We start from the raw sequence: 26970 nt of genomic DNA on the forward strand, positions 1-26970 counted from the left end.
AAAATCCCGGCCCTGCGCCGGGATTTTCGTCTGTTTGGCATGCCGCCCTGCGACATCGGGACTGCGACCCTGCGACTGCGCATTTTATGTGCAGACTGCCTATGACCTGCTATCAAGCGCGCCACACTTCGAGGAGAGCCATGGTGACAGTCGGCGTCGATGAGAAACTTGAACCGATCCTGAGCGAAGTCCTTCGACGCAATGCCGGCGAGCTGGAGTTCCATCAAGCTGTCAGGGAAGTCCTGGAAAGCCTGGGGCGCGTGGTCGCCAAGCATCCGAACTACGCTGACAACGCCCTGATCGAGCGGATCTGCGAGCCCGAGCGCCAGATCATCTTCCGGGTTCCCTGGGTCGACGATCACGGCAAGGTGCAGATCAATCGTGGGTTTCGCGTGCAGTTCAACTCCGCGCTCGGCCCCTACAAAGGCGGCCTCCGCTTCCACCCGTCGGTGAACGTCAGCATCATCAAGTTCCTGGGCTTCGAGCAGACCTTCAAGAACGCCCTGACCGGCATGCCGATCGGCGGCGGCAAAGGCGGCTCCGACTTCAATCCGCGCGGCCGCTCCGACGCCGAGATCATGCGGTTCTGCCAGTCGTTCATGACCGAGCTCTATCGCCATCTCGGCGAATATACCGACGTTCCCGCCGGCGACATCGGCGTCGGTGGACGCGAGATCGGCTACATGTTCGGCCAGTACAAGCGCCTCACCAACCGCTACGAGGCGGGCGTGCTCACCGGCAAGGCCCTCTTCTACGGCGGCTCGCGCGCCCGCACGGAAGCCACCGGCTACGGCGCGACCTATTTCGTGGAGCGGATGCTGGCCACCAAGGGCCATACATTCGAGGGCAAGAAGACCGTGGTGTCGGGCTCGGGCAACGTCGCCATCTACACCATGGAGAAGATCATCGAGTTCGGCGGCAAGATCATCGCGTGCTCGGATTCCAACGGCTACGTCGTCGACGAGTCCGGCATCGACCTCGACCTCGTGAAGGAGATCAAGGAAGTCCGCCGCCAGCGGATCTCGGAATATGCCCGTTGCAAGGGCGCCGGCAGCCATTACGTCGACGGCGGCTCGGTCTGGAGCGTACCCTGCGACGTCGCCATGCCGTCGGCGACGCAGAACGAGCTCACCGGCAAGGACGCCAAGACACTGGTGAAGAACGGCGTGATCGCGGTCGGCGAAGGCGCCAACATGCCCTCCACGCCCGACGCCGTGCGCTTCTTCCAGGAAGCCGGCGTGCTGTTCGGTCCGGGCAAGGCAGCGAACGCCGGCGGCGTCGCCACCTCGGCGCTGGAGATGCAGCAGAACGCATCGCGCGACAGCTGGACGTTCGAACGGACCGAAGCGCGCCTGGCCGAGATCATGCGCAACATCCACGACCGCTGCGCTGAAACCGCCGATGAGTACGGCGCGCCGGGGGACTACGTTCTGGGTGCCAACATCGCCGGCTTCGTGCGCGTCGCCGAGGCCATGGACACGCTGGGCATCATCTGAGGCAAGCGCCGAACCAGCGGCGCCGGCGCGCCGTTGGTCGCCTCCTGTCATCCCGAGCGTAGCGAGGGATCTCCCGCGAATGGCGCACCGTGCGCCTTGCCGCAGGAGATCCCTCGCTGGCGCTCGGGATGACAGCGAGGGCATATGCGAATGCCCCGCCCCTCCGGGGGAAGATTAAAATCACACGCTCCTCGGGATGACGGCAAAGGTGGCGGCCTCACGCGAGCGTCGTGAAGGCCCGGCTGAAAAAATCGGTTGCGCCGAAATTGCCCGACTTCAGCGCCACATGCATGCCTTTCTCCCCCGCGACCGGGGAATGCGCATGGCACCAGGGCACGCCGGGATCGATCTGCCGGCCGATCTGCAGGCGCGTGACGTTCAGGGCACCGATGCAGGCACCGGAAGTCTCGCCGCCGGCCAGGATCAGCTGGCGTGCGCCCTGCGCAACCAGGCGGCATGCGATCCGCGCCAGGGCCTGCTCGATCAGCCCTCCCGCCCGCTGCGCACCCAGCCGCGATTGCACGGCCTGCACGTCGTCCGCCCTGGCGGTGCTGTAGACCAGCACCGCGCGGTGCGGCCCGGCCCGCCAGTGCCGCTCGGCCCATGCCGCGACCTCATCCGCCTGCGCCGCGAGCGCGTCGCCGCTGCCAGCGTCGAGCCGCAAGGGGTCGAGCGGCCACGCAGCCCCGCCACTGTGGATGAAGTGCGCCACCTGGGCGTTGGTCGCCGTCGAGCAGCTACCCGACACGATCGCCCGCCGCCCATCCGCCGGGGGTAAAAGCGCCGCCGTCGCCGACGGCGTGATGCCCCAGTTGCGCGGCAAGCCGATCGCCAGCCCCGATGCCGCGCATATCAGCGGCAGATCAGCCGCCGCAGCCCCCAGGCGCGTCAGGTCATCGTTGGTGACGGCATCGGCGATCGCCAGCGAGCAGCCCTGCGACTGCAGCTCGGCCATCCGTTCCCGAATCTGCCCGGCGCCGGCGGCCACATGCCGGAGATTGATGAGACCGACCCGGCGGCCTTTGCCGGCGGAAAGCTGACGCTCGAGCACCCGCACGAGGTTCGCGTCCGTCATGGGCGTCAACGGGTGGTCGCGCATGCTGCTGTCGTTCAGCAGCGAGTCGCCGACGAACAGATGCCCCTGGTAGACGGTTCGTCCGGTCTCCGGAAAGGCCGGCGTGACGATGCAGAACGCACACGCAAGCTCGTCCATCAATGCCTCGAGCACCGGCCCGATGTTGCCCTGCGGCGTGGAGTCGAAGGTCGAGCATACCTTGAAATAGATCTGACCGGCACCATGGCGGCGCAGCCAGCGGCACGCATCGACAGACTGAGCCACGGCATCGGACACCGCCGCCGTGCGCGATTTCAATGCGACGACGACGGCGTCGGCATCCGGGCGGCTGGTGTCGTCGGGGACACCGATGGTCTGAACCACCCGCATCCCGGCGCGCGCCAGGGTGTTGGCAAGATCGGTGGCTCCCGTGAAATCGTCAGCGATGCAGCCAAGCAGCAGCGAAGACATGACACCTCGACTGGCGCGCGTTGGGTTGGAAATGTGGCCCTTACCCGCAATGGACCGCGCTGGCGCACACGCTGTCATCCCGAGCGTAGCGAGGGATCTCCTGCGGCAAAACGCACGGTGCGCCATTCGCGGGGGATCCCTCTCCTGAGCCTGTCGAAGGGGCGCTCGGGATGACGGCAGGGGCGCTCAGGATGACAGCCGGGGGCGCCCGGGACGAATCCCGGGCGCCCTGCCAGCACGACGAAGCTTACGCCTTCACGGCAATGCCGGCGATCTCGACCAGGAGCCCCTCGCCCGCGAGGTCGGCGCGCACGGTGGCGCGTGCCGGAAAGTCTTTCTTGAAGAGCTCGATGTAGACCGCGTTCATGGCCGCGTAGTCCGCCAGATCCTGCAGATACACCGTCGTCGACACCACGTCGTCCAAGGTCATGCCGGCTTCGGCCAGGATCAGCTGCATCTTCTCGATGACGACCCGCGTCTGCGCCTTGGCGTCGCCAGGACCGATCGCCTTGCCGTCATTGTCCTGGGAGATCTGGCCCGAGATGAAAACCATGTTCCCAACCTGCGTGCCGAGCGAATACGGGCCACGCGGAATCCACGCCTTGGGCTGCAGAACCTTCTTCGACATCTTCCACTCCTCCTGATCGATCGCCGGGTGCGCCTGGCGCGCATCCGCGATGCCTGTGACACGGACTTCGGACGTTCGGGATCAGCCGCTCTTGCCTGCCGCCCGAGGGACCGATGTATTGGCCATGGCCTCCAGGACCGTGACCACGGCGCTCGAGTCGATCTGGCCGTTGCCCTGCGATTGGACGGCGCGCAGCATCTCGCGCGCGGCGCTCACGGTCGGCAGGGAGACACCGATCTTCTCCGCCAGCTTCAGCGCGCCGGTCAGATCCTTGTGCATGTTGTTGGTCGAGAAATGCGCCGGGAAGAAATTGTGCTGGATCATCCGCGGGCCGCGCGTGGCCATGGCGCCGGTCTGCGGCCCTGTCCCCGGCAGCGACGTGATGTCGATCACCAGCTGCGGGTCGATGCCCGCTTTCGCGGCCAGCACGAGCGATTCGGCCACGGCCTGGATCGCCACCCCCATGACCAGATTGGCGATCAGCTTGAGCGTCGTGCCCTGCCCGTTGTCGCCGACATGCAGGACCATGCTGCCCAGCAGCTTGAGGATCGGCTCGCAGGTCTTGAACGCTTCCGCCGGCCCTCCGACCATGATGCCCAGGCGACCATCGGCGGCGACCTTGGGGCCGCCCGACACCGGCGCGTCCAGCATCGCGACGCCCTTCGCTCTCGCGCGCTCGGCGATCGCGAGCGATGCCTCGGGCTCGATGCTGGCCGAATCGATCACGATCAGGCCCGGGCGTGCGCCGGAAAGCACGCCGTCGGCGCCGCATATCACGCTCTGCGACGCCGCTGCGTCCGTGACCATCGTGAACACGATGTCCGAGGCGCGCGCCACCTCGCCCGGCGAGGCGCCCCATTTGGCGCCCGCCTGCAGCAAGGGGGCGGCCTTGTCGCGGCTGCGGTTCCACACCGTCAGGCCATATCCCGCCGCGAGCAGGCGCTGCGACATGACCTGTCCCATGGTTCCCAGGCCGACAAATCCCAGTTTCTGCTTCATCGTTGCTCCTCGCGATTAGCTGCTGACATCCCCGATTGCCTGAATTGCGCGCTCACAGTGTTGGGGATGCAAACCTGTGCTGCATGGACGCGCGCTTCATGAGCCGACTCCCTGGGCATGGACACCCATCAGCTGCTGCTGCAGCGCGCGATCGGCGGCCAGCGCCGCCGCCGGCATCGTGCGCACGACGCAGCCGTTCACCATGACGGCGACGCTGTCGGCGACGTCGACCGCAAAGCGGAGGTTCTGCTCGACCAGCAGTATCGCCATCTCGGTCCTGGCAGCGAGCGAGCGCAAGGTGGCTGCCAGCTGCTCGACGATGATCGGGGCCAGCCCCTCGGTCGGCTCGTCCATGAGCAGCAGGCTGGGGTCGAGCAGCAGCGCCCGGCCGATGGCGAGCATCTGCTGCTCGCCTCCCGAAAGCTGCGTGCCGCCATTGTGGCGGCGCTGCTTCAGACGGGGAAACAGCTCGTAGATTCCGTCGGGCGTCCATTCGCCGCGCCGGAAGCGGTGCGCCAGGCGCAGGTGCTCATCCACCGTCAGCGAGCGCCAGACGCGGCGTCCCTGGGGCACGTAGGCGACGCCCCTGCGGGCAATCCGGTGCGGCGGCAGCCCGCGTATCTCCTCGCCGAACAGACGGATGCTTCCGCTCGACGGCACCATCCCGGTGACGGCGTTGCACAGCGACGTCTTGCCCATCCCGTTGCGGCCCACGATCGCGAGCGTGCCGCGCTCCAGCAGCAGCGACGCCTGCTGCACGGCGCGGGCGCGCCCGTAGCGGACATCGAGCCGGTCGATGGCGAGAGCGGCTTGCGTCGCGGGCTCGCGCGCCGCGGCTGGCTTGCTAGCGCGCATGACCGCCAGCCTCCTTCGACCCGCCGCCGAGATAGATGGCCTGCACCTCGGCATCGTTCATGATCTCGTCCGGCGTGCCCTGCCTCATCACCCGGCCGCCATGCATCACGCTCACGCGATCGGCGACCTGCAAGGCGATCTCCAGATCGTGCTCGATCAGCAGGAACGCGGTGCTGCGTGGCAGCGCGGTCAGCAGCTCGCCGAGATCGCGGCGCTCGGCTGCCGACAAGCCGGCTGCCGGCTCGTCGAGCAGGATCAGGCGCGGCGTGCCGGCAAGCGCCATGCCGATCTCGAGCTGGCGCTGCTGCCCGTGCGACAAGGTCGCCACCGTCTGCGCCGCGACATCCGTCAGGCGGACGTTGCGCAGAAGCGTCTCGGCAGCCGCGACGTCCACATCGCCGGGGCGGATCCGGCCGAGGCCGAAGCGTCCCGGCCGCACGCCCCGGACGGCGATCAGGAGGTTCTCCAGCACCGACAGCTCGGGAAAGAGCATGGACGACTGGTAGGTCCGCCGCATGCCCAGGCGGACCCGGGCATGCGGCGGCAGCCGGGTGACATCCATGTCGAAGAACAGGATGCGACCGCCGCCCGGCATGAGGTCGCCGCCGATCAGGTTGAACAGCGTCGTCTTGCCGGCGCCGTTCGGCCCGAACACGGCGTGGCGCTCGGCCGGGCGGATCGTCATCGACACGCCGTCCAGCACCTGAAGCCCGCCAAAGCCGACCGACAAGGTCTCGAGGACCAGGGCGAGAGGCGTCGCCGCCGCGCCCGCCCCGCGGGCCGGCATGTCCGGGGACACGCCTGCCCGTTCTCCGGACCGGCCGGCCTGGATGCCCGTTACAGGCATGGCTGCACCCGCCTCATGCTCTGCGCCCGATATCCGTTGCGATCGGCGATGGCGTGCATGCTCACGGGCAGGCCGGCACGTCGCGCGAGCCGATGCCCATCTTGTCGAACTCGGCCTTCGACATGTTCAGGTGCTGGTCGATCTTCGGCACGGCCTTGACCACGCTCGACACCAGCTTGCCGTCGGGCCGCTGAACGATCTTGGTGATGAACGCCGGGCCGACTGCCTGGCGGTTATGATCCAGCGTGATGAGGCCGACCGGCGACTGCAGCTGCGTGGCAGCCAGAACCTTGCGGAACTTGGCCTGGCCGTCGGACAAGTCGCCCCCGACCTGATCGAGCGCGTTCAGCGTTGCCTTGACGGCATTGTAGTACGCGAACGCGAAGTAGGACGGTGCCGTGAACGCCTCCTTGGAGCTCGCCCGGTAGTCGGCGACGAACTTCTCCCAGGCCGGCGTCTCCAGCGCGTCAGCAGTCCAGCCCGACGACAGGGTCCCAACCAGGTTGCTGCGGAACCGCCCCCTGTAGCTGAGCACCGTCTGGTCGACCATGACGGAGCCGCCAATGACCTTCTTGCTGCCGCCCGCCTGATCGTACTGCTTGATGAAGTTCACCGCGTCGGCGCCGGCAAGGACCACGAGCAGCGAATCGACGTCATTCGGAATCGAGGCGATCACCGACGAGAAGTCCTTGGTGCCGATGGGAATCCACGCCTTGCGCGGCACCTTGCCGCCGGCCTTGCAGAAGCCGGACATGAAGCCCTGCACCTGCGAGTAAGGGAACGCGTAATCCTCGGCGATCACCATCACCCGCTTGGAGCCCTGCTCGAACGCATACGGCCCCAGCGGGGCCATCACCTGCGCGCCGTCCAGATTGAAGCGGAAGAAGTTCGGCGACGGATTGACCAGCGTGGTTTCCTGGCCGCCCGAGCTGCCGTCGATGAAGGTGACTGCCGGCTGCGTCTTGGCGTAGTCCTTGACGGCCACGCCTTCGGAGCCCGACAGCGGCCCGATCATCAGCGCCACCTTGTCCTGCTCGACGAGCTTGCGCGTGGCATTGACGGCCGATGCCGGCGATGCATCCGAAGATCCTCGAACGAAAACGATCTTCTTTCCGCCGGCGACTCCGCCGCGCTCCTTGAGGGCCAGCTCCGCGCCGCGCACGGCGTCCTGTCCGAGGACCGCGAAGGCCCCCTCCAGGCTCGCCACCAGCCCGACCTTGAGCTCCTGCTGCGCGCTCGCCGCAGCGGTGCATCCCAGCAGGATTGCCGTTCCCAACAGCGATCGCCGAAGCATCTTGCTTGTCCCGTCCATCTCGTCATCCCCCAGGGCTTCAGGGCTGTGCTGCCATACCTGCGCCGGCGCCCCTTACCGGTCAGGAAGCTCGCTGCTGCTGATCAGGAACGGCCGCCGGCCGGCCACCGACACCCACCATCGGCGACACTGGGCCCACAGGCCCAGCAGGCCGTCCTGGGAAAACAGCACGGTCGACAGGAAGATCAGACCGATCAGGAGTCGGAAACGCTGGCTGCCGATCAGGTCGATCGCGAAGCTCTGCAGCAGCACGAACACGGCCGCGCCCAGGAACGCCCCCAGCGGATGCCGGATGCCGCCGATCACCGCGACGAGCAGCACGTTGATCATGGCATCGACGCCGACGGTCGCCGGCGACACGAAGGTGTTGTACCAGGCCAGCAGGACACCGCCGACGCCGGCGATGGCGCCCGCCATCGCGTGCGCGGCGATCCGGTGCCGGATGACGTCGTAGCCCAGCGCGCTCATGCGCCGCGGATTGTCCCGGATGCCCTGCAGGGCGAGCCCGAACGCGGTGCGGCGCAGGCGCCATACGAAGTAGTAGCCGGCCACGGCGCAGGCCAGCGCCAGATAGTAGAACGCAACCGGCGTGCGCCAATCGACCCCGAGCACCACCGGCGGCCGGACATGGGAGAGCCCCTGGAAGCCGTTGAAGATCACCCGGTTCTGCAGCACGAGGTAGAAGACCGCGACACCGACGGCCAGCGTGATCATGATGGTGTAGATGCCCTCGGTCTTTGCCGACAGGGCGCCGATGAACGCCGCGGCGATCACGGCAACCATGATCGCGGCCGGTATGGCCAGCCACCATGGCCAACCGAGGCTGGCGCCGCCATGGCTGTCGCCGAGCAACGCCACCATGTATGCCGAGATGCCGGCGACCGTCATCTGTGACAGCGTCACCATGCCGCCGTACCCGGCGAGCAGCATCAGCGACAGCGCGATCAGGCCGAGCATCAGCGTCTGTCCGCCGATCTGCAGGATGAAGAAGTCGTTCGCGAGCATCGGGTAGATCGCGAGAGCCGCGAGCATCAGGCCCGGATGCAGCGCCAGGAGCGGCCAGCCTGCCGCCGGGGTCGATCGGGTGCTGTCCATATCAGCGGCCGCCAAAGATGCCCTGCGGGCGATAGAACAGCGTCGCCACCATGATCAGGAAGGTGAACAGGACGCCGTAGGTCGGGGCGTACGCCAGGCCGTACTGCTCCGAAAGGCCGATCAGCAAGGCGCCGACAGCCGTGCCGGCGACGCTGCCCAGGCCACCGACCACGACCACGATCAACGATGCCAGCAGATAGCGCGTATCCTCGCCCGGCGAGATCGACAGCGCCGAGCCGCCGATGACACCCGCGAAGCCGGCAAGCCCGGCGCCGATGGCAAAGGTCACGGCGAACACGAACTGCATGTTCACGCCGGTCGCCGCCAGCATCATGCGGTCATCCACGCCGGCGCGGATCATCATGCCGATGCGCGTGCGGTTCAGCAGCAGCCACAGGCCGCCGCCGACGGCGACCGCCAGCACCAGCAGGATCAGCCGGTACGTCGGATAGTGCTGCACGATCGGCAGGACCGACGACCCGTACATCCACTCGGGCGGATCCAGCTGGTAGATGTCGGCGCCCCAGACCCACATCATCAGGTCGGCCAGCACCACCGAGATCGCGACCGTCACCAGCGCCTGCCGCAGCTCCTGGCCGGGCATGAACCGGAACACCGAGACCTGCAGCACGACGCCCAGCACCGCCGCGCCGAGCGCACCGGCCACAACCCCCAGGTACCACGAGCCAGTCTGGTCGCCGACGGTGTAGCCGACATACGCGCCCAGCAGGTAGAGCGAGCCATGCGCCAGGTTCACGTTGCGCATCAGCCCGAAGATCAGGGCAAAGCCGCTCGCGACGAGGAAATACAGGGCCGCCAGCGTCACGCCGTTCAAGGTGGCGGCGACGAACAGCCGGGTGTCGTGGTGGCATGCCCAGGCGGCGACAACGACGAGCGGCGTCGCGGCCAGGATGGCTCGATCGCGATGACGCGGCCACTTCATGGGTCTGCTGTCCTTGCGCCGTGCGTCGCCCAACCGAACATGATGCGATCCACCCCCGCCCGCTCACTCGAAGCCGTGGGCGGTGAAATAGAAGTCGAGCAGCGCGCGATTGACCTCTGCCGGCCGTTCGATCGGCGTCCAATGGCCGGTCGCGGGAAGGATCACGGCGCGGGACCCGGCGATCGCCCGCGACAGGCGGGCCGTCGCACGCGGGGGCCCGACCCGGTCCTCGTCACCCGTGATCAGCACGGTGGGGCACCGGATCGCATCGGACCTGGCCGCTGTCGCCGCCGCCAGCGCCTCGCAGGTCCTGGCGTAGCCTTCCGCCGGCTGGCGCATCAGGATTTCCCGCACGAAGGCGGCCACCGCCGGATTCGCGACCCGGCTTTCGACCGATAGCGACGCCTGAACGAGCGCATCGGCGATCGGCACCATGCCCTCGGACCGGGCCAGCTGGGCCCGCTCGGCGAGCGCCGTCCGCGCGGCCGGTGGCGGCTCCGCCAGCGGCCCCAGCAGCGCCAGGCTCCTGATCCGCGATGCGTGAGCCGCGGCAAGGTGCTGGCAGATGATCGTCCCCATGGAATGGCCCACCGCGTGGACCGAGGCGATCCCCAGGGCATCCAGCACGCCGACCATGTCGGCCACGAAGCTGGCGATCGACAACGTGCCGTCGAGCGGCGAGCGTCCCGAGCCCTCGAGGTCGGGGCAGATCACCCGGAAGCTCTGCGCCAGCACGCTGCGCTGGGCATGCCAGGTGTTGGCCGTGCCGCCCAGGCCGTGAACCATCAGAACAGCGTCGCCTTCGCCGAGAACCTCGACGGCCAATGTCTTGCCGTTGACCTGCACGCTCTGCCTCCGCCACTTCGGCGCACGAGCATCCTCTGCGGGCCCAGCACGGTGAGCCCGGGTGATGTCGCTGTGATTTGCGTTGTCGGGCGGCCCGGCGCAGCGCGCCGGGCAGCGTTCGATCAGGCGTCCGCCATCTCGCGCGTGCGCGCCGATCCCTTGCCCGCCTTGCGCCGCGGCCGCGGCGCCTTGTAGTACGCGCCGTCCTTCATGATCATCAGCAGATTGTCCTGGTCCTGCAGTATCTTGATGTCGGCCGTCGGATCGCCGTCGACGAGCAGCAGATCCGCCAGGAAGCCCTCCTTGATCAGGCCGAGATCGGGCATGCCCATGATCTGGCCGCCAAGCATGGTCGCGGCGCTCAAGGTCTCGGCGGGCGTGTACCCGAACAGGTTGACGAAATACTCGAAGTCCCGAGCGTTGGTGCCGATCGGATTCCAGATGAACCCGTAGTCGCCGCCGGGCAGGACGCGGACACCGCGCTTGCGCAGCTTGTTGTAGGTCTGGGCCGTCTGCTCGATGGTCTTGAACACGCCCATGCGGTCCGCCACGTCGTGCGTGATGCCCCATTCCTGGGCGTGGTGGGCCAGGCGGTAGTTCGCGCCGATGGCGGGCGCCAGGAAGATGCGGTCCTTGGCGGCTTCGATCAGGTCGAGCGTCGCGTCGGTGGAATGCTCGCAGTGGTAAAGCACGCGGAAGCCGAACTTCAACGCCATGCGCACCGACTTGTCGGCGCGGCTGTGGCATGACAGCCAGACCCCGCGCTCGTTGGCCTCGTCGGCGGCGGCCTTGACCTCCTCCTCGGTGTAGGTGCAGGCCCCGTCCTGGCCCAGGCGGACGAAATTGTCGCCCGAGATGTTGATCTTGATCTGATCGACGCCTTCGCGGATGCACATGCGCACCGTGCGGCGCACCTCGTCGGCGCCATCGGCGATGAGCTCGATGCCCTGGTGGTACATGTGCAGCTGCCGCTCGTCGCCCAGCCCGCCGGTCGAGACGATTTCCGGCGACGCGGCGCGGAAGCGCGGTCCCGGTATGCGGCCGGCATTGATCTCGTTGCGCACGACGACCTCGGTCCTCGGCTTCGACGAGGCCGCCGAATAGAGGCTGGTGAAGCCGGCATCGAGCATCTTCCGCGCGTTGTGCATGGTGACGAACACATGCTCCTCGGGCGGCGTGTCGCCGAGCTCGCGCAGCTTCAGCATGTCGGGATAGGTGATATGCGCGTGCGGCTCGCACAGCCCCGGCATCAACGTGGCGCCCTGCCCGTCGATGACCTCGGCGCCTTCCTGCGAGATTTTGTGGCTGCCCTTCGCGACCGCAGCAATCCGATTGCCCTCGATGCGCACCTCGCCCGGGAACGGCGAGCTGCCGGTGCCGTCAAAAACCAGCACGTTCTCGAAAACCCTTGCCATCAATCTCCTCCAGTAACCGCAAGTCTTGTCGGCTCGAGATCGTCGACCGCGGCTGCTTTTGCTTGTCTTGTGCGGAAGATATCGACTGTCATTCGCGATGATAATACGTATAGAGGTAATTTTATTCGATACAGAGAGTATCAAGTAGCGTGGACCGATTGACTCAGATTGAAGCGTTCGTCGCCGCGGTCGACCATGGGAGCCTCACCAAGGCGGCGCGAGATCAGAACGTGACGCCGGCGATGATCGGCCGGCGCATCGACGCCCTGGAGAAACGCCTCGGTGTCAAGCTGCTGCATCGCTCGACGCGCCACCTCGCGCTGACCGAGGAAGGCGCGAACTACGTCGCCCAGTGCCGCCGGATCCTGTCGGACCTGGACGAGACCGAGGAAGCCCTGGCGCAAAGCCGGCACGACGTCACCGGCCGCCTGATGGTATCGGCGCCTGCCTCGTTCGGACGCAAGCACGTGGCCGCCCACGCGCCGGCGTTCCTGCAGAAGTACCCGCAGGTCGAGGTCTCCTTCAATCTGTCCGACCAGATCGTCGACGTGGTGCGTGACCGCTGCGACCTGGCGATCCGCATGGGCGGCGTGATCGATCCCAACGTCGTCGCCATCCGCCTGGCCACCAACCGACGCGTGGTCTGCGGCTCGCCGGCGTATTTCTTCCGCCACGGCGTGCCGCAGACACTGGAAGAGGTGACCCGGCACAACTGCCTGGCGTTCAACACCAGCGGCGCCGAGCGCCGCCCATGGCAGTTCTCGCGCAACGGCCGGGTGGTCAGCGTCCAGGTCAACGGCACGCTCGACTGCAACGACGGCGACCTGCTTCACGCCTGGACCCTGCAAGGGCTCGGCATGCAATGGCGTTCGCTCTGGGAGATCACGGAGCAGCTCAGCAAGGGCGAGCTCGTCACCGTCCTCGATGACTTCGCGCTGCCGGACTACGATGTCATGGCGGTCTATCCACGGAACCGGTACGTGCCGGAACGCGTCCGCCGCTTCATCAGCCACCTCAAGGCCGTCTACAGCAGCAAAGGCTACTGGAAGCCGAGCTGATGGATAGCGACCGTGCTTTCGAAGGCGCCGCCGAGAACCTAGGCGGCGACATCGGCGCGCACGGCATAGACGTCGCCGGAGTTGGCCGCGTGCGGCAGCGCCATGAGCCAGCGCGCCATGGCCGCGTCATCGAGCCAGCTCTCATGCGCCAGGACCTGGCTTTCTCCCAACGCGGCGTTGAAGCGGTAGGACCCCAGCGCGGCGCAGCGTTGCAGGCAGGCCACGGCGACGCCACGCTGGATGGTGGTGAACTCGAACGAAAGCGCGCGCACCGCGCAGGACAGCCCCTGCAGGACCGCCTCCTCCAGCCCCTCGACATCGATCTTGATGAAGGCCGGCTCGCCGTGCTGCGCGATCAGCGCATCGAGCGTCGTGAGCGGCACCGTCACGCGGCCGGTCCAGCGCTCGCGCTCCCAGCCCGGACTGCCGTCGGCTGCCGCGATGAAGCCGGTCGAGCCGGTGGCCACGGTCGGGTTGGCGGGGTTGAGGTGCAGCTCGAGCGTGCCGCTGCGCGCGCCGGCCGCCGCCTCCAGGATCGTGACGCCCTCGGCGCGGCCGTAGAGCAGGCGCAGCACGCGCACGAGCGACGCCTGCGGCTCCAGCGCCACCACCCGGCAGCCCAGCCGGCGGAAGCACCGGATGCGATCGCCGACATGGGCGCCGATATCGAAGACCAGATCGCCGCGGCGCATGAAGCGGGCGTAGAGCTGGTCCATGCGGCGATGGCGCGCCGGATCGCCATGATAGACCCAGAGCGAGCGGCCGATGGCGGCGACCTGCTGCAGGGTCGTGAACATCGGCGCTCAGTCCCCGTCGGCAGCGTCGGCCGTGGCCCGTGCATCGCCGACGAGGCCAGGCGGACCCAGGCGCACCAGCTCAGATGGCGGCGCCATTTCCTCGGGTATGGCGGCAAGCCCGAGCCGCTGCAGCGCCGCGCCCAGATCGCGACGGGCGCTCAGCATCGCGAAGGGAATCGCGAGCAGCAGCGGCGCGAAGAACGGGATCCCGTAGCCGAGCGCGCCCGGCGCCATCGCGACGAACCAGGCAAGCAGCCCGATGCCGCAGAGGGTCTGGACCCATAGGCGCTGCGCCGCCGCCGCGAGCGTCACGCGATGATCCTCGCGCACCGGCGCCGTCCAGCCGATCGCGCGTCCGACCACCAGGCCGCCGATGAACACGGTATGCGCCACGGCCATGATCGGCGCCAGGACCGCGAAGAACACCGTCTCCAGGACGGCGCTGGCGATGAAGCGGAGCGCGCCGCCGAAACCGTCGGCAGCGCCGGGCCGGAGCAGTATGTCGAAGATGCTCGCGATCTTGGGCGCGAAGGTCATGCCCATCGCCACGAGGAAAAGCAGCACGCCCGTGTCCGGCCGGAACACCGGGCCCTGCGTCTCGATCAGCAGTCCTCGGAACGTCGCCAGCGCCACGAGCAGCATCCAGGCGGGCGAGCCGATGAACATCAGGATCGCCAGCGCGAGCTGGAACCGGCTGACCGGCTGCAGGCCGAGCATGGCGAGCAGCTTCCAGTACTGCATGTTGCCCTGGCACCAGCGCAAGTCGCGGCGAATGAACTCCAGCAGGGTCGGCGGGTTCTCTTCCCACGAGCCGGCCTCCTCGGGCAGGACGCGGACCTCATAGCCGGCACGCCGCATCAGGGCGGCCTCGACCTGGTCATGGCTCAATATGTCGCCCGCCAGCGGGCCACCGCCGGGCAGGACCGGCAGGGCGCAATGCGCGATGAAAGGCGCCAGCCGGATGATGGCGTTGTGGCCCCAATAGGGTCCGCAATCACCCTGCCAGAACGCGCTGCCCAGGGTGTAGGACCGCATGCCCAGGCGCATGCCGAACTGGAAGATGCGGGCGAAGGGGCTGAGGCTGGGCCGGCCGACCACGAGGCTCTGCACGATGCCCAGCCGCGGATCGGCGGCGATCACCCGGATCAGCCGCAGCATCGCCGCCGGACTCATGAAGCTGTCGGCATCGAGCACCAGCGCGAAATCGAAATCCCCGCCCCAGCGCTGGCAGAAGTCGCGGATGTTGCCGGCCTTGAAGCCGGGATTGGCTTGCCGGCGCCGATAGGTGATCGGCAGCGCGGCGCCGAACCGGGCCGCCAGGCGCGCCGCCATGCCTTCCTCGGCCGCGGCGATGCCCGGCTGGTCGGTGTCGCTCAGCAGGAAGAGATGCAGATGCGGCGCGGCGCCGGTCGCGATCAGGCCGGCGGTCATCTCGGTGAGGTTGAGCTGCAGGCGCGCGACATCCTCGTTGCGCGTGCAGACCAGAATGGCGGTGCGGCCGCTGATCGCGGCATTGCTGCGGCCGAGCCGCACTGCCGGTGCGGCCAGCGCCGCAGGATCGCGCGCAAAGCGCATCAGCGCAAACCCGATCGCGGCGTTCCAGAAGCCGATCGCCGACCACGGCAAGGTCACGGCGAAGCATGCGAGCATCAGCCAGTCGACGATGTCGAGGCCGCCATCGCCCAGCGTATAGGCCATCAGCCCAAGCATCGCCGCCACGCTCGCCGTGACCAGCAGGGCAAAAACGATGCGGCGCCAGGCCATCTTCTGTGGCATATCGATCCGGTCGCGATGCGGCGGGATCGAAGGTGCAGGACCGGTCATTGCGATGTCATGTCGATTGGCGTCCGCCGTCTATCATCGATGCGCGAAGAGGCTAACCTTGGCAGCAGCGCCGAAGCAATGGACCGCGCGTCGGGACACGACACCGTGACCCGCGCGTTGTGGTACGCCGCTCCCGGACAGGCGATCCTGCGCACCGAGACGATACCGGCTCCCCGCCCCGATGAGGTGCTGGTCCAGACACACTATTCGGCGCTGAGCCGTGGCACCGAGAGCCTCGTCTTCGCAGGCGCGGTGCCGGAAGCCGAGCACCATCGCATGCGCGCGCCGTTCCAGGCCGGCGCGTTTCCGTTCCCGGTGAAGTACGGCTATGCCGCCGTCGGCACGGTGATGGCCGGCCCGCACGACCTGCTGGGCCGCGCGGTCTTCGCGCTGCATCCGCATCAGAGCGCCTTCGTCGTGCCGGCAGCAGCGGTGGTCGCGCTTCCGGCAGGCCTGCCGCCGCGCCGCGCGGTGCTTGCCGCCAACATGGAGACCGCCCTCAACGCGCTGTGGGATGCCGCCGTCCTGCCGGGCAGCCGCATCGCCGTGGTCGGCATCGGCACGGTCGGCGCCCTGGTCGCCTGGCTCGCAGGCCAGATCCCCGGCACCGAGGTCATTGCGGTCGACATCCGCCCCGAGCAGGCCGCGATCGCCGGCGCCCTGGGCGTCGGTTTCGCGACGCCCGGCAATGCGCCGATCGATTGCGATCTCGTCTTTCATGCCAGCGCCACGCCCGAAGGTCTTGCCACCGCCGTCGCCGCGGCAGGCGATGAAGCCACGATCATCGAGCTGAGCTGGTACGGCGATCGCACGGTTGCAGCCACGCTCGGCGGCGCCTTCCACAGCCGGCGGCTGCGCCTGCTCGCGAGCCAGGTCGGCAGCGTGGCGCCGTCGATGCGGGCGCGCTGGCCGCACCGGCGGCGCCTTGCCCAGGCGATCGCGCTGCTGGCTGATCCGCGCCTGGAGGTGCTGCTCGAGCCGGACGTGGCATTCGAGGACCTGCCCGGCGCGCTGCCGGCGCTGCTCGGGCCAGGCGGCGCCGCGATGTGCCAGGTCGTGACCTATCCCTGAACCGCATCGATGCCGTACGAAGGAGCGTTGTCATGTTCGCTGTCGAGGTCCGCGATCACATCATGGTGGCGCACAGCTTCCGGGGCGAGATCTTCGGCCCCGCCCAGCGCGTGCACGGCGCCACCTTCGTGGTCGATGCGGCGTTCATGACCCGCGATCTCGATGCCGCGGGGCTGGTGGTCGATATCGGCCGCGCGATCGCGATCCTGCGCGAGGTGCTCGAGCCGTTGAACTACCGCAACCTCGACGAGATGCCGGCGTTCGCCGGCAGGAACACGACCACTGAGTTCCTCGCCCGGCATATCCATGAGCGCATCGCCGCATGCGCCCGCGACGGCAGGCTCGGCCGGGCCGCGTCCGAGATCGACGCTCTGCGCGTCACCCTGTCCGAATCGCACGTGGCGCGCGGCTGGTACGAGGCGCCGCTTGCCTGAGCGTCGTGCGATCTTCGCCATCCCCGGTGATCTCGACACGCCGACCGGTGGCTACGCCTACGATCGGCGCATGATGGACGAGCTGCGCCGGCTGGGCTGGGACATCAGCCATGTCGCGCTGAGCGGCGCGTTTCCCCTGCCCGACGCGTCGACCCTGACCGCAACCTATCGCGTGCTGGCGCAATTGCCCGCTTCCATGCCCGTCATCGTCGATGGCCTGGCGCTGGGCGCGCTGCCCGATATCGGCCGCCATCTCGTCGCCCGGCGGCCGCTGGTGGCGCTGGTGCACCACCCGCTGGCGCTCGAAACAGGCATCACGGCGGCGCGTGCCGACGCCCTGCGGACAAGCGAGCGCGCAGCCCTTGCCGCCGCATCCCGTGTGATCGCGACCAGCCGCGCCACGGCCGTGGTGCTGACGGCTGAGTACGGCGTGCCGCAGGCGCGCATCACGGTCGCGCCGCCGGGCACCGATGCGGCGCCGCTCGCGGCGGTCGATCATGCCGGCGCGCCGAATCTGCTGAGCGTCGGCACGCTGGTGCCGCGCAAGGGGCATGACCTGCTGATCGCGGCGCTTGCCACGCTGCAGGACCTGCCATGGCGGCTCACCATTGTCGGCGCCGCGGACCGCGATCCGCCAACCACGGCGGCCTTGCGGCGCCTCATCGCCCAGGCCGGGCTCGACGAACGGATCAGGCTCGCCGACGCCGTGCCCGCCGAGGCGCTGCAGCAGCACTACCTCGCGGCCGATCTCTTCGTCCTCGCCTCGCGCTACGAAGGTTACGGCATGGCCTATGCCGAGGCGATCGCCCATGGCCTGCCGGTGATCGGCACCATGGCAGGCGCCATTCCCGAGGCGGTGCCCGAGGGTGCCGCCCTGCTGGTGCCACCGGAAGATGTCCCGGCCCTGGCGGCCGCCTTGCGCCGCCTGTTGAGCGATGCCGCCGCACGCCGCGGCCTGGCGCGCGCGGCACGACAGGCCGCGCCACGCTTGCCGCGATGGCAGGACTCGGCTGCCTTGTTCGCCAGCGCCCTCGTGGCGGCACCGGCATGAGCGCGTTCGCCGCCCAGTGGCTGGATCTGCGCGAGCCGGCCGACCGGCGCGCCCGCAACGCCGATCTGCTGGCGACGGTGGCGCGCCACTTCAGCGACCACGCGCAGATCGCCGTGACCGATCTCGGTTGCGGCACCGGCGCCATGATGCGCACGCTGGCCCCGCGCCTGCCCGCACGGCAGAGCTGGCGCCTGGTCGACCAGGACACGGGACTGCTGGACGCGGTCGAGCAGCGCTGCCGGGAAATGCCGCCGGCAATGGCCTGGCAACCGCACCAGGCCGACCTGCAGGAAGATCTCGAGGCTGTCATGGCGCTGCCGGCCGATCTGGTGACGATATCGGCGTTGCTGGATCTGACCTCGATCGCATGGCTCGAACGCCTCGCCGAGGCGGCGGCCACTCATCAGCGTCCGGTCTACGCGACGCTGACCTACAATGGCCGCATCGCCTGCGAGCCGGCTGATCCGTTCGATGCTCAGGTCGCGTGCGCGTTCGACGCCCATCAGCGGCGTGACAAGGGCTTCGGCCACGCCAGCGGTCCGCTGGCCTCGACCCAGGCGATCGAGCAGCTTGCCGCGCGCCGCTTCATCGTGCGCCAGGCAGATGCCGATTGGGTGCTGGACGACAGTGAGCGCGCCCTGCAGGCAGAGCTGGTGCAGGGCTGGTATCAGGCCGCCTGTGAAGAGGATGTGCTCGACCGGCAGAAGCTCGACGGCTGGCTGGCGCGCCGGCTCGCAGCGGTCCGCGCCGGGCGCACGCGCCTCACCGTCGGGCACTGCGACATCTGGGCCTATCCGCCGGCGCCGAGATCGAGGTCGAGCAGCAGGTCCTGATCCAGCCGCCAGGCGCGCATCGGCGGGCGCAGCGCCTGCTCGAGCCGATCGATCGTGGGCAGTGACAGGCCAGCCGGACCGGAGCCGATGATCAGCGGCGCCATGACGACATGCAGGCGCTGCAGGCAGCCCGCAGCGAGAAAGCGCGAGAGTGTCAGCGCGCCACCTTCGATCAGCACGCGATGCAGGCCCAGCCCGGTGAGCGCGCGCATGATCGCCGCCGGCGCCAGCACGCCGGCGTCGTCATCGATGTCCAGCCTTTCGACATCGCCGGGCAGATCGGCCGCGGCGCGCGGTCGCGTCACGACGATGCGGCGGCAGCCGTCGGCGGCAAGGAGCTTCGCGCCGCGCGGCATGCGGCCCTGCGGGTCGATGACGACGCGCGCCGGACTCGGGCCTTCGACCCTTCGCACGGTCAGCTGCGGATCATCGGCCAGCACCGTGCCGATGCCGACCACCACCGCATCGGCAAGCGCCCGCAGCCGATGCAGGTGGGTGATGGCGGCGGGGCCGTTGATGTAGTGTGAGTGGCCGCTCGCCGTGGCGATACGGCCATCGAGCGACTGGCCGATCTGGCCGATCACGAAGGAAGCGCGCGTTGTCGGTGCAAGCAGCGGCGCGAAGATGGACTGCCAAGGCTCGGCGATTTGAAGATCGGCACCATCGCGGGCGGCGCGGATATGCGACCAATCGATGTCGGACAGCGTTTCGAGGTGACCGAAGGAATTTCCCGCGTTCACGGACTGTTCAGTCATGGACGACCCCTGCACGACATCTCACGTGTTAAATACCCCATGGGAGGAATTTGTTGTGGGATTGTACGAACATACGCGTTCAAACTTGGCCGACATGTCTCCACTTCCCATGCCCTTGCTCGCCAACACCCCGCTTGCCGCAACGCAACGGGCCATTGGCGAGTTCGTTGCCGGGCGTCCTGTCCTGCTTGCCGATGGAGAAGGCGCGGCCCGGCTGGTCCTGCCGGTCGAGGGCCTGACCCCGGAGCGCCTGGCGGCGCTCGCTGCCTGCGCCGATGAACCGATCGACCTGTTCGTCTCCGGCACGCGCGCCGCCGCGCTCGGTGCGCGCAGCATTGGCGCGGGAGTCGTCCGGCTCGCGCCATCGAGCCGTTGCGAGCAGGTGCTCGCGCTTGCCGGCGCGGTCGACCTCCAGGTCATCGTCGACGCGGGCGACCGCGTCGCGGCAGCCGCCATCGAGCTTGCCAAGCTTGCTCGCCTGTTGCCGGCGGCGCTGGCGGTTCGCTGGCACGCCGGGGGTAGCGCAGCACCGACCGGCGCCGTGTCGGGCGTGACCGCGTCCGAGGTTCTGGCATTCCGCGCCGGGCTGGCGTCCTCGCTGCGCCTTGTATCCAGCGCGCGCGTACCTCTACATGACGCCGGCGACAGCAGCTTCGAGGTCTTCCGCGACGCTCTGGGCCAGTTCTGGACCGCCGTGGTGATCGGCGACGTGGACCGCACGCGACCGGTGCCGGTGCGGCTGCACTCGGCCTGCCTGACCGGCGATGCGCTCGGATCACGGCGCTGCGATTGCGGCGACCAGCTGCGCATGGCGATCGCCATGATCGCGGCGCGCGGCGGCGGCGTGCTGCTCTACCTCGACCAGGAAGGCTGCGGCATCGGCCTGGCCAACAAGATGCGGGCCTACGCCCTGCAGGACCGCGGCGTCGACACCATCGACGCCAACACCACGCTCGGCTTCGAGCGCGACGAGAGGCGCTACGACATCGCCGCGCGCATGCTGCGGCTGCTCGGCATCGGCGAGGTCGCGCTGCTCACCAACAACCCGACAAAGATGGCCGGCCTGCGCGAGGCCGGCGTCCTGATCGCCGAGCGCATCGCGCTGGTCGCGCCGGTGAACGAGAGCAACCGGGACTATCTGCGCGCCAAGCAGCAGCGTGCCGGCCATCTGATCGGCAGCGCGCAGCCCGACAGCGAGGTGCCCGATGCCTAATCCACCGCTGCTGCGCTACACGGGGCCAGCGCGCCTGCTGCATTGGACCATGGCCGTGCTGGTGCTCATGACCATCCCGGTCGGCTTCATCCTGCTCGATCTGCCGCAAGGGCGGCTGCAGGACACCCTGTTCGACCTGCACCGCTCGATCGGGGTGCTGCTGTTCGTGCTGGTGGTCATCCGCCTCGGCTGGCGTCTGGCACATCCGCCGCCGCCCCTGCCCGACGATCTGCCCGCCTGGCAGCGCGCGGCATCGGGGACCGTGCACCGCCTGTTCTATGCCATCCTGCTGATCCAGCCGATCGTCGGCTGGTGGGGCACCTCGGCCTTCGGCGCGCCGATCAACGTCTTCTGGCTGTTCGAGCTGCCGCCGCTCGTCAGCAAGGATGAAGCAGCGGCCAAGCAGATTCTCGGCTGGCACGGCATCATCGGCATCACCCTCTCGGTGGCCATCGCGATCCATGTCGGCGCGGCATTGTTCCACCATTTCGTGCGCCGCGACGCGGTGCTGCGCCGCATGCTGTGATCACGCGGGGCTCGGCGGCGCATTGCCCGCATCGAGCGGTCCGCTTTTGAGATTTGCCAGCGGATAGCGTGACACCTCCTGCAGCAATACGGCGAGCCGGGCGGCGACACGCTCGACGATCGCATGGCCGGCTGCGGCGCTGGCAAGCCGGGCATCGCCGCAGGCTCCCAGCGGATGCAGGTCCTGCGTCGCCCAGCCCATCGCGACTTTCCCATGGAACCGCAGCTCGCGATGAGCTTTGTCGTGCGCGATCGAGGCCGGCTTGAATTCATCGATCAGCGCCGTGCGCACGCTGCCGGGCTGCAGGTGCAGCAGGATCGACGTCTCGTTGGCGCCGGCATGGATGCCATGGCGGCGCTCCTCCTCCGGGAAGAGCCCAGCCGGCTCGCCGAAGGCGAAGGTGTTGGCGACGACGGCCAGCATGCCCAGCCGCAGCCGCAGATCGAGCGCCACGATGTCGCAAATCTGCGGCTGCCCACCATGCGAGTTGACGATCACCAGCTTGCGCAGGCCGGCGCGATGCACCGACTGTCCGATCTCGAACCAGACCCGTGAAAGCGTGTCCGCGCCCAGGGTCAGCGTGCCGGGAAAAGCCGCGTGCTCGTCGCTGCGCCCGACCGGGAATGCCGGCAGGACGAGCAGTGGCGTATCCGCGTCGACCTGCGCCAGCGCCCGCTCGAGGATGCCGCGATTGATCATCGCATCGGTGGCCAGCGGCAGATGCGGGCCATGCTGCTCGATCGCGGCCACCGGCAGCACGACCACGCAGCGTCCGGCGTCAAGGCCGGCAAAATCCTGCCAGGTCAGCTCTTCCCAGCGGCGGACGTTTCCACTCATGCGAGGCTCCAGGACACCTGAGGGCAGAGGATGATCCGACGCCTCATCATCTGGCGGAAGCGTTTTATATATCAATATATTTACTTAAAAATTCCCTTAAGAAGCCACGCCCGAAGCGATGATGGCAGTGTTTACTAAAATGATCCCGCTTCGTGCACATGAATCCACTTTTCGAGTGATCAAATTTAATACAATATATTGATATATTTGGCAGCACTTGATAGGTCGATGCGAAGTCCTCCGGAGCATAGCGAGGTTCGGAGCTCGGCATGGCACACGACCACTCTGCTCTCCTGAAGCCGATCCGCGTCGGCTCCATCACTCTGCCGAACCGGATCGTCATGGGGTCCATGCATACCGGGCTGGAGTGCCATCCCGAACGCTTCGACGCGCTGGGGCGGTTCTATGCAGAACGTGCCCAGGGCGGTGCGGGGCTCATCGTGACCGGCGGCTTCGCGCCCAACTTCGCGGGGCGCATGAAGGACGAGCCGGGCACCTTCGAGCGTCCCGACCAGGTTGCAGACCATCACCGGATCACCGGGCCCGTCCACCGGGCGGGCGGCCGCATCCTGCTGCAGATCCTGCATGCCGGCCGCTACGGATACCATCCCGCCATTGTCGCGCCGTCGCCGATCAAATCGCCGATCAATCGCGATGTTCCCGCCGAGCTGACGCCGGCTCAGATCGCCACGACCATCGCGGACTACGCGACAACCGCCCGGCTGGCGATCGAGGCCGGCTACGACGGCGTCGAGGTCATGGGCTCGGAGGGCTACCTGATCAGCGAGTTCCTGGCGCCCAGGACCAATCATCGCACCGACGCGTGGGGCGGCACGCTGGCCAATCGCGCGCGCTTTCCCCTCGATGTCGTCAGGGCGGTGCGTGCCGCCATCGGCGATGCGATCCTGTCATACCGGATCTCGGCGCTGGAGCTGGTCGATGGCGGACTGACGCAGGACGAGACGCTCTGGCTGGCCAGGGCGGTCGAGAAGGCAGGCGCCGACTGCATCGCCACCGGGATCGGCTGGCATGAGGCAACCGTTCCCACGATCGCCGGCCCCGTCCCGCATGCCGCGTTCATCGGGTCGACCCGCCGCCTGAAGGCGGTGGTCTCGATCCCGGTCACGGCAAGCAACCGGATCAACCTGCCGCAAGACGCCGCCAAGGTGATCGCCGACGGTTCTGCGGATCTCGTGTCCATGGCGCGGCCGCTGCTCGCGGACGCCGAATTCGCGAACAAGGTCAGCCGTGGCCGGCCCGATCTCGTCAATGTCTGCATCGCCTGCAACCAGGCCTGCCTTGACCATTACTTCACCGACCAGGTCATCACCTGCCTGGTCAATCCGCGCGCGGCGCGCGAGAGCGATTTCTCCGATCAGCCGGCGCCGACGGCGAAGCGCGTCGCCATCGTCGGTGCCGGCGTCGCCGGCATTGCGGCGGCGCTCGAGGCGGCACGCCGGGGTCATCGCGTCACGCTCTTCGAATCGGCCGGCCGTATCGGTGGCCAGTTCGCGCTGGCAGCCAACATCCCCGGCAAGGAGGATTACGGGCTGTCGCTGCAAAGCCTGTCGGCGCAGCTCGCCGATTGCGGCGTCGAGATCGGGACGGGCTGCACGGTCGATCCGCGATCCCTCAGGCCGGCCGACTTCGACGAGGTCATCACCTCGACCGGCGTGACGCCCCGCCTGATCGACATTCCGGGCGGCGATGATCCCAGGGTGGTCGGCGACACCAAGGTCCTGGACGGCTCGGTCACGGCGGGCGAGCGTGTCGTCATCATCGGCGGCGGCGGCATCGGCCACGACGTTGCGCTCTTCCTGGCGGCGGGCACCGGCGGCCGGCGGCAGGAATTCTTCGCACGATGGGGGATCGACGGCAGGCCCCTGCCCCATCCGCCGCGCCGGCAGATCACCATGGTGAAGCGCTCGCCCGGCAGCTTCGGCCGCACGCTCGGCAAGAGCACGGGCTGGATCCTGCGCCAGGAGCTCAAAAATCTCAAAGTCCGCCAGATCGCCGACGCGCGCTACGTGAAGATCGACAGCGAGGGCCTGCACATCGCCGTCGCGGATCGCATCGAGGTGCTGCCGGCCGACACGATCGTGGTATGCGCCGGCCAGGAGGCGGACCGGCGGATCGCCGATGCGATCGCAGCAAGCGGCCAACCGGTCCATGTGATCGGCGGCGCCAGGCTCGCCGGCGAGCTCGATGCCAAGCGCGCGATCCATGAGGGCGCCATCCTCGGCAACCGCATCTGACGTGGGCGCCATTGTTGCCCGCCGGTCGTTCTCATGCTTTTCCTCGGCTATCATGCGACCTGCCGATTGAACGACCGGATGGCTACCCTGAAACACCCCCGAGCAGTCCCCAAGGATCATTCCGTCGGCGAAGCCGGCAGCACGCGGCCTGGGGGCACCGATCGCAGCGCCGATCTGCTCAACAACCGGATCTTCTTCCGGCTGTTTCAAGTCGCCAACACGCTGCAGCGCCAGGCCGTCAAGGAGCTGGGTGTCACAACCGTCCAGTGGGCCGTGCTGGGCGCCCTCTCCGACCCGCGGCCGACCTACGGCATCGCGGTCGGCACACTTGCCGACTTTCTCGTCGTCAGCCGGCAGAATCTCGACGGCGTCTTGAAGCGCCTCGAGCGCGATGGCCTCGTGGAGAGGATCGCCGATGCGGAAGACAAGCGGGCGCGTGTCGTGCGCCTGACACGCGAAGGGTTTGCGTTCTGGGCCGACCTGCGGCAGCGCATCTTCCAGTTCTACGATCAGGCCGTCAGCGACTTTCGCTTCGATGACCGGGTAGCGCTGGCCCACTATCTCAATGAGCTCCAGCGGCAATTGCTGACCGTTCGCCTGCAGACGCCACGGCGCGACAGGAAGAAGAAGCGAGAGCTTGCGACGTAGGCTGGCAGACGTGGCAACCGAACTCGGCAACCGATCGGCGCCCAAGCAGAGCTTGGGCGCCGAGGCTGATGCAGCAGGAACGTCGGCCTAGCCGCGATGCATCGCGCAGATCTTGTTGCCGTAGGGATCGCGCAGATAGGCGAGGTAGAGCTTCGCGCCACCACCCTCACGCCAGCCGGGCGGATCCTCGATGCTCTTGCCGCCGTTGGCGATCCCCGCATCGTGGAAGGCCTGCGCCTTCTCGGGGCTATCACAGGCAAAGCCTATGGTGCCGCCATTGGCATGTGTCGTCGCCTCGCCATCGATCGGTTTCGTGAGACCGAACAAGCCGGCCGGGGTGCGATAGAAGACCCGCCCCTTCGGGTCGGCCTTGCCCGCCGCGATACCGAGGGCGCCCCGAGCACCGCATCGTAGAACTTCTTCGATACGGCGACGTCGTCCGCGCCGACAAAGATGTGAGTGAACATCAATTCTCCTTTTGGCCAGTCAACGCAAAAGCACCGTGCCCCCGGCGATCGAGGATCGGTAAGCAAGCCGGCACGAGCCGAATTGTACAAGCCGGAGCGCCCATTTCACGGTCGCTGCCGGCAACCCTCCCATGCGGATACGCCTGGGGCTCGCGATCAGGATGGCTCGCTCCCTCGCGGGTCTTGCGATTGGCCGCAGCCGATAGCCCAGCTGGTGCAGTAGCTCGCTCACCAGCGTGCGGCCCGACCTGGTGGCCCTGATCGCGGGTCACACCATGCGTTTCTTTCTTGCGGGAGGTTTCCGCGACCATCGCCTTGCGAGCTTGGCAACCTCGGCTTTGAGGGAGTCGGGATCGAAAGCGCGCGGATCGAAGTCGTCACCGATCCACTCACGGATTTCAGCATGACGCTCGTGCCGCGGGTTATCGAGAGCTTCGAGCATCTCGGCGTAACCCCAGGGACCACCGACATCTTCGGGTGGACAACGCCCGGACGCCTCGGTGAGACGGGGATAAGCGACGTTGGGTTCGGAAGCGATCATCCGCTCGATCTTGATCGTGTGCTCCCAGCCGTCGCCGAAGTCATAGAGATAGCGCAGCGACTTGGTTCCGATGTCTTCGAGCACATCGATGAGCTTCGCCTTGCGCGCGTCGAGCGGGCCGTCGGGCCAGTCGGAGTCCGGCAGGCCCCAGCCCGTGTCGCGGGCGCGGATTTCATAGAGATGGCTATTGGTCCAACCAAGAGCCGCCTGTAGCGTCAGATGCAGCCGGTCGAGCTTGATGTTCGCGGGGACTTCGATCCGGCGCAAAACCTGGGGCTCGACATCGTCGAGCGTGACTTTGAGGCAGAAGATGTCGGCGGTGCTCATGCCGCGAGCTTACGATGATCCTAGTCAGCCGCCCACTCCCGCGGCAACAAATCGTCAAGCCAATGCAAGGGATGATCGGTTACGCGCGAAGGACGCAAGCCAGGCTTTGCAATCGACGTCCAGCCGCGCAGTCATATCAGCGCCGGAGCAACGGCCCAGCCCGCTGCAGTCTCGAGGTTGCAGCCTTGCGTGGCCCGCAACGCGAACAGCCCCAGCGTTTGTGTGCTGGGGCTGTGGTTGTGATGTGGTTGCGGGGGCAGGATTTGAACCTGCGGCCTTCAGGTTATGAGCCTGACGAGCTACCGGGCTGCTCCACCCCGCGGTGGTGAGGGTGGAGTGAAGAGGGTGCATGTGCTGCGCGCCTTGGAAGGC

Annotated in this window: 25 protein-coding genes, 1 tRNA gene and 2 pseudogenes; 10 read left to right on the forward strand and 18 right to left on the reverse strand. The window is 67.9% G+C overall.

What is annotated here, in order from left to right; all coding sequences use genetic code 11:
- Window positions 1-140 precede the first annotated feature (140 nt).
- Complete coding sequence (gene gdhA, locus FHP25_RS36300) at window positions 141-1496, forward strand: NADP-specific glutamate dehydrogenase (protein WP_147851891.1); 1356 nt, start codon at window positions 141-143, stop codon at window positions 1494-1496.
- Between the two features lie 217 nt (window positions 1497-1713).
- On the opposite strand, the gene otnK is transcribed toward gdhA, so the two are convergent.
- The 10 genes from otnK to FHP25_RS36350 all read right to left on the reverse strand — a co-directional run bounded on the left by otnK (window position 1714) and on the right by FHP25_RS36350 (window position 11961).
- Window positions 1714-3021, reverse strand: coding sequence for a 3-oxo-tetronate kinase (gene otnK, locus FHP25_RS36305; RefSeq protein ID WP_147851892.1), 1308 nt, complete (start codon window positions 3019-3021; stop codon window positions 1714-1716).
- Window positions 3022-3268: 247 nt separating this feature from the next.
- Window positions 3269-3649: a RidA family protein gene (locus FHP25_RS36310; RefSeq protein ID WP_147851893.1), complete on the reverse strand. Its 381-nt coding sequence runs from the start codon at window positions 3647-3649 to the stop codon at window positions 3269-3271.
- Window positions 3650-3730: 81 nt separating this feature from the next.
- Window positions 3731-4648, reverse strand: coding sequence for an NAD(P)-dependent oxidoreductase (locus FHP25_RS36315; protein WP_147851894.1), 918 nt, complete (start codon window positions 4646-4648; stop codon window positions 3731-3733).
- Between the two features lie 96 nt (window positions 4649-4744).
- Window positions 4745-5503: an ABC transporter ATP-binding protein gene (locus FHP25_RS36320; protein ID WP_147851895.1), complete on the reverse strand. Its 759-nt coding sequence runs from the start codon at window positions 5501-5503 to the stop codon at window positions 4745-4747.
- Entirely contained in the window at window positions 5493-6350 is an 858-nt protein-coding gene (locus FHP25_RS36325) for an ABC transporter ATP-binding protein (RefSeq protein WP_147851896.1), read from the reverse strand. The genes FHP25_RS36320 and FHP25_RS36325 overlap by 11 nt, the downstream gene beginning before the upstream one ends.
- A gap of 61 nt (window positions 6351-6411) precedes the next feature.
- Window positions 6412-7644: an ABC transporter substrate-binding protein gene (locus FHP25_RS36330; protein WP_147851897.1), complete on the reverse strand. Its 1233-nt coding sequence runs from the start codon at window positions 7642-7644 to the stop codon at window positions 6412-6414.
- Between the two features lie 72 nt (window positions 7645-7716).
- Window positions 7717-8757, reverse strand: coding sequence for a branched-chain amino acid ABC transporter permease (locus FHP25_RS36335; RefSeq protein WP_147851898.1), 1041 nt, complete (start codon window positions 8755-8757; stop codon window positions 7717-7719).
- Between the two features lies 1 nt (window position 8758).
- Window positions 8759-9700 carry a branched-chain amino acid ABC transporter permease gene (locus FHP25_RS36340; RefSeq protein ID WP_147851899.1) on the reverse strand — a complete coding sequence of 314 codons (942 nt, stop codon included), beginning with the start codon at window positions 9698-9700 and terminating at the stop codon, window positions 8759-8761.
- A gap of 63 nt (window positions 9701-9763) precedes the next feature.
- Complete coding sequence (locus tag FHP25_RS36345; RefSeq protein WP_231712604.1) at window positions 9764-10546, reverse strand: alpha/beta fold hydrolase; 783 nt, start codon at window positions 10544-10546, stop codon at window positions 9764-9766.
- Window positions 10547-10668: 122 nt separating this feature from the next.
- Complete coding sequence (locus FHP25_RS36350; RefSeq protein WP_147851900.1) at window positions 10669-11961, reverse strand: metal-dependent hydrolase family protein; 1293 nt, start codon at window positions 11959-11961, stop codon at window positions 10669-10671.
- Window positions 11962-12110: 149 nt separating this feature from the next.
- On the opposite strand from FHP25_RS36350, the gene FHP25_RS36355 reads away from it, so the two are divergent.
- Window positions 12111-13019 (forward strand): LysR family transcriptional regulator, encoded by a 909-nt coding sequence (locus tag FHP25_RS36355; RefSeq protein ID WP_147851901.1) that lies wholly within the window; start codon window positions 12111-12113, stop codon window positions 13017-13019.
- Window positions 13020-13057: 38 nt separating this feature from the next.
- On the opposite strand, the gene FHP25_RS36360 is transcribed toward FHP25_RS36355, so the two are convergent.
- Both FHP25_RS36360 and mdoH read right to left on the reverse strand, forming a co-directional pair.
- Entirely contained in the window at window positions 13058-13816 is a 759-nt protein-coding gene (locus FHP25_RS36360) for an FkbM family methyltransferase (protein ID WP_147851902.1), read from the reverse strand.
- A gap of 6 nt (window positions 13817-13822) precedes the next feature.
- Window positions 13823-15640, reverse strand: a complete 1818-nt coding sequence (gene mdoH / locus FHP25_RS36365) for a glucans biosynthesis glucosyltransferase MdoH (RefSeq protein WP_147851903.1) — start codon at window positions 15638-15640, stop codon at window positions 13823-13825.
- Window positions 15641-15745: 105 nt separating this feature from the next.
- Between mdoH and FHP25_RS36370 the strand changes: the two genes are divergently transcribed.
- From FHP25_RS36370 to FHP25_RS36385, 4 genes are read left to right on the forward strand one after another with little or no spacing between them, the layout of a single operon-like run.
- The gene (locus FHP25_RS36370; protein WP_231712605.1) at window positions 15746-16711 is read left to right on the forward strand and encodes a zinc-dependent alcohol dehydrogenase; all 966 of its coding nucleotides are present in this window, start codon (window positions 15746-15748) and stop codon (window positions 16709-16711) included.
- A gap of 32 nt (window positions 16712-16743) precedes the next feature.
- Window positions 16744-17145, forward strand: a complete 402-nt coding sequence (locus tag FHP25_RS41630; protein WP_147851904.1) for a 6-pyruvoyl trahydropterin synthase family protein — start codon at window positions 16744-16746, stop codon at window positions 17143-17145.
- Window positions 17138-18196, forward strand: a complete 1059-nt coding sequence (locus FHP25_RS36380; RefSeq protein ID WP_231712606.1) for a glycosyltransferase family 4 protein — start codon at window positions 17138-17140, stop codon at window positions 18194-18196. The genes FHP25_RS41630 and FHP25_RS36380 overlap by 8 nt, the downstream gene beginning before the upstream one ends.
- Window positions 18193-19029 carry a class I SAM-dependent methyltransferase gene (locus FHP25_RS36385; RefSeq protein ID WP_178134061.1) on the forward strand — a complete coding sequence of 279 codons (837 nt, stop codon included), beginning with the start codon at window positions 18193-18195 and terminating at the stop codon, window positions 19027-19029. Before FHP25_RS36380 ends, FHP25_RS36385 begins: the two co-directional genes overlap by 4 nt.
- Here FHP25_RS36385 and FHP25_RS36390 read toward each other — a convergent pair.
- Entirely contained in the window at window positions 18987-19784 is a 798-nt protein-coding gene (locus FHP25_RS36390) for a RibD family protein (protein ID WP_147851907.1), read from the reverse strand. The two genes, FHP25_RS36385 and FHP25_RS36390, sit on opposite strands and share 43 nt — an antisense overlap.
- On the opposite strand from FHP25_RS36390, the gene ribA reads away from it, so the two are divergent.
- Together ribA and FHP25_RS36400 are read left to right on the forward strand one after the other, a co-directional pair.
- A complete protein-coding gene (ribA, locus tag FHP25_RS36395) occupies window positions 19783-20997 on the forward strand; it encodes a GTP cyclohydrolase II RibA (RefSeq protein ID WP_147851908.1) in 1215 nt (404 codons plus the stop codon). The two genes, FHP25_RS36390 and ribA, sit on opposite strands and share 2 nt — an antisense overlap.
- Entirely contained in the window at window positions 20990-21523 is a 534-nt protein-coding gene (locus FHP25_RS36400) for a cytochrome b (RefSeq protein WP_147851909.1), read from the forward strand. Before ribA ends, FHP25_RS36400 begins: the two co-directional genes overlap by 8 nt.
- Here FHP25_RS36400 and FHP25_RS36405 read toward each other — a convergent pair whose 3' ends face one another.
- A complete protein-coding gene (locus tag FHP25_RS36405) occupies window positions 21524-22360 on the reverse strand; it encodes a creatininase family protein (RefSeq protein WP_147851910.1) in 837 nt (278 codons plus the stop codon).
- A gap of 269 nt (window positions 22361-22629) precedes the next feature.
- Here FHP25_RS36405 and FHP25_RS36410 point away from each other — a divergent pair, with 269 nt between their 5' ends.
- Together FHP25_RS36410 and FHP25_RS36415 are read left to right on the forward strand one after the other, a co-directional pair.
- Complete coding sequence (locus FHP25_RS36410) at window positions 22630-24615, forward strand: NADPH-dependent 2,4-dienoyl-CoA reductase (protein ID WP_147851911.1); 1986 nt, start codon at window positions 22630-22632, stop codon at window positions 24613-24615.
- A 78-nt stretch (window positions 24616-24693) separates the two neighbouring features.
- Window positions 24694-25263, forward strand: coding sequence for a MarR family winged helix-turn-helix transcriptional regulator (locus FHP25_RS36415; protein ID WP_147851912.1), 570 nt, complete (start codon window positions 24694-24696; stop codon window positions 25261-25263).
- Between the two features lie 87 nt (window positions 25264-25350).
- Here the strand turns inward: FHP25_RS36415 and FHP25_RS42785 are convergent.
- From FHP25_RS42785 to FHP25_RS36430, 4 genes and pseudogenes are all read right to left on the reverse strand, one after another.
- Window positions 25351-25730: pseudogene (locus FHP25_RS42785) on the reverse strand (VOC family protein).
- 143 nt (window positions 25731-25873) lie between these two features.
- Window positions 25874-25996: pseudogene (locus tag FHP25_RS42790) on the reverse strand (ISAzo13-like element transposase-related protein); the annotation flags it as partial.
- 2 nt (window positions 25997-25998) lie between these two features.
- The gene (locus FHP25_RS36425; protein WP_147851913.1) at window positions 25999-26598 is read right to left on the reverse strand and encodes a plasmid pRiA4b ORF-3 family protein; all 600 of its coding nucleotides are present in this window, start codon (window positions 26596-26598) and stop codon (window positions 25999-26001) included.
- 245 nt (window positions 26599-26843) lie between these two features.
- Window positions 26844-26920 (reverse strand) — tRNA-Met (locus tag FHP25_RS36430).
- Between the last annotated feature and the right edge of the window lie 50 nt (window positions 26921-26970).

This window comes from Vineibacter terrae, assembly GCF_008039615.1.
GTDB classification, from domain to species: domain Bacteria; phylum Pseudomonadota; class Alphaproteobacteria; order Reyranellales; family Reyranellaceae; genus Vineibacter; species Vineibacter terrae.

Bases quoted from the DNA above. Each gene is read 5' to 3' on its own strand.
- FHP25_RS36385 (WP_178134061.1), top strand. From the start codon at position 18,193: ATGAGCGCGTTCGCCGCCCAGTGGCTGGATCTGCGCGAGCCGGCCGAC.
- FHP25_RS36330 (WP_147851897.1), bottom strand. From the start codon at position 7,644: ATGCTTCGGCGATCGCTGTTGGGAACGGCAATCCTGCTGGGATGCACC.
- otnK (WP_147851892.1), bottom strand. From the start codon at position 3,021: ATGTCTTCGCTGCTGCTTGGCTGCATCGCTGACGATTTCACGGGAGCC.
- FHP25_RS36405 (WP_147851910.1), bottom strand. From the start codon at position 22,360: ATGAGTGGAAACGTCCGCCGCTGGGAAGAGCTGACCTGGCAGGATTTT.
- gdhA (WP_147851891.1), top strand. From the start codon at position 141: ATGGTGACAGTCGGCGTCGATGAGAAACTTGAACCGATCCTGAGCGAA.
- FHP25_RS36400 (WP_147851909.1), top strand. From the start codon at position 20,990: ATGCCTAATCCACCGCTGCTGCGCTACACGGGGCCAGCGCGCCTGCTG.
- FHP25_RS36325 (WP_147851896.1), bottom strand. From the start codon at position 6,350: ATGCCTGTAACGGGCATCCAGGCCGGCCGGTCCGGAGAACGGGCAGGC.
- FHP25_RS36360 (WP_147851902.1), bottom strand. From the start codon at position 13,816: ATGTTCACGACCCTGCAGCAGGTCGCCGCCATCGGCCGCTCGCTCTGG.
- FHP25_RS36425 (WP_147851913.1), bottom strand. From the start codon at position 26,598: ATGAGCACCGCCGACATCTTCTGCCTCAAAGTCACGCTCGACGATGTC.
- FHP25_RS36335 (WP_147851898.1), bottom strand. From the start codon at position 8,757: ATGGACAGCACCCGATCGACCCCGGCGGCAGGCTGGCCGCTCCTGGCG.
- ribA (WP_147851908.1), top strand. From the start codon at position 19,783: ATGGACGACCCCTGCACGACATCTCACGTGTTAAATACCCCATGGGAG.
- mdoH (WP_147851903.1), bottom strand. From the start codon at position 15,640: ATGACCGGTCCTGCACCTTCGATCCCGCCGCATCGCGACCGGATCGAT.
- FHP25_RS36340 (WP_147851899.1), bottom strand. From the start codon at position 9,700: ATGAAGTGGCCGCGTCATCGCGATCGAGCCATCCTGGCCGCGACGCCG.
- FHP25_RS36415 (WP_147851912.1), top strand. From the start codon at position 24,694: ATGGCTACCCTGAAACACCCCCGAGCAGTCCCCAAGGATCATTCCGTC.
- FHP25_RS36310 (WP_147851893.1), bottom strand. From the start codon at position 3,649: ATGTCGAAGAAGGTTCTGCAGCCCAAGGCGTGGATTCCGCGTGGCCCG.
- FHP25_RS36390 (WP_147851907.1), bottom strand. From the start codon at position 19,784: ATGACTGAACAGTCCGTGAACGCGGGAAATTCCTTCGGTCACCTCGAA.
- FHP25_RS36410 (WP_147851911.1), top strand. From the start codon at position 22,630: ATGGCACACGACCACTCTGCTCTCCTGAAGCCGATCCGCGTCGGCTCC.
- FHP25_RS36350 (WP_147851900.1), bottom strand. From the start codon at position 11,961: ATGGCAAGGGTTTTCGAGAACGTGCTGGTTTTTGACGGCACCGGCAGC.
- FHP25_RS41630 (WP_147851904.1), top strand. From the start codon at position 16,744: ATGTTCGCTGTCGAGGTCCGCGATCACATCATGGTGGCGCACAGCTTC.
- FHP25_RS36320 (WP_147851895.1), bottom strand. From the start codon at position 5,503: ATGCGCGCTAGCAAGCCAGCCGCGGCGCGCGAGCCCGCGACGCAAGCC.
- FHP25_RS36315 (WP_147851894.1), bottom strand. From the start codon at position 4,648: ATGAAGCAGAAACTGGGATTTGTCGGCCTGGGAACCATGGGACAGGTC.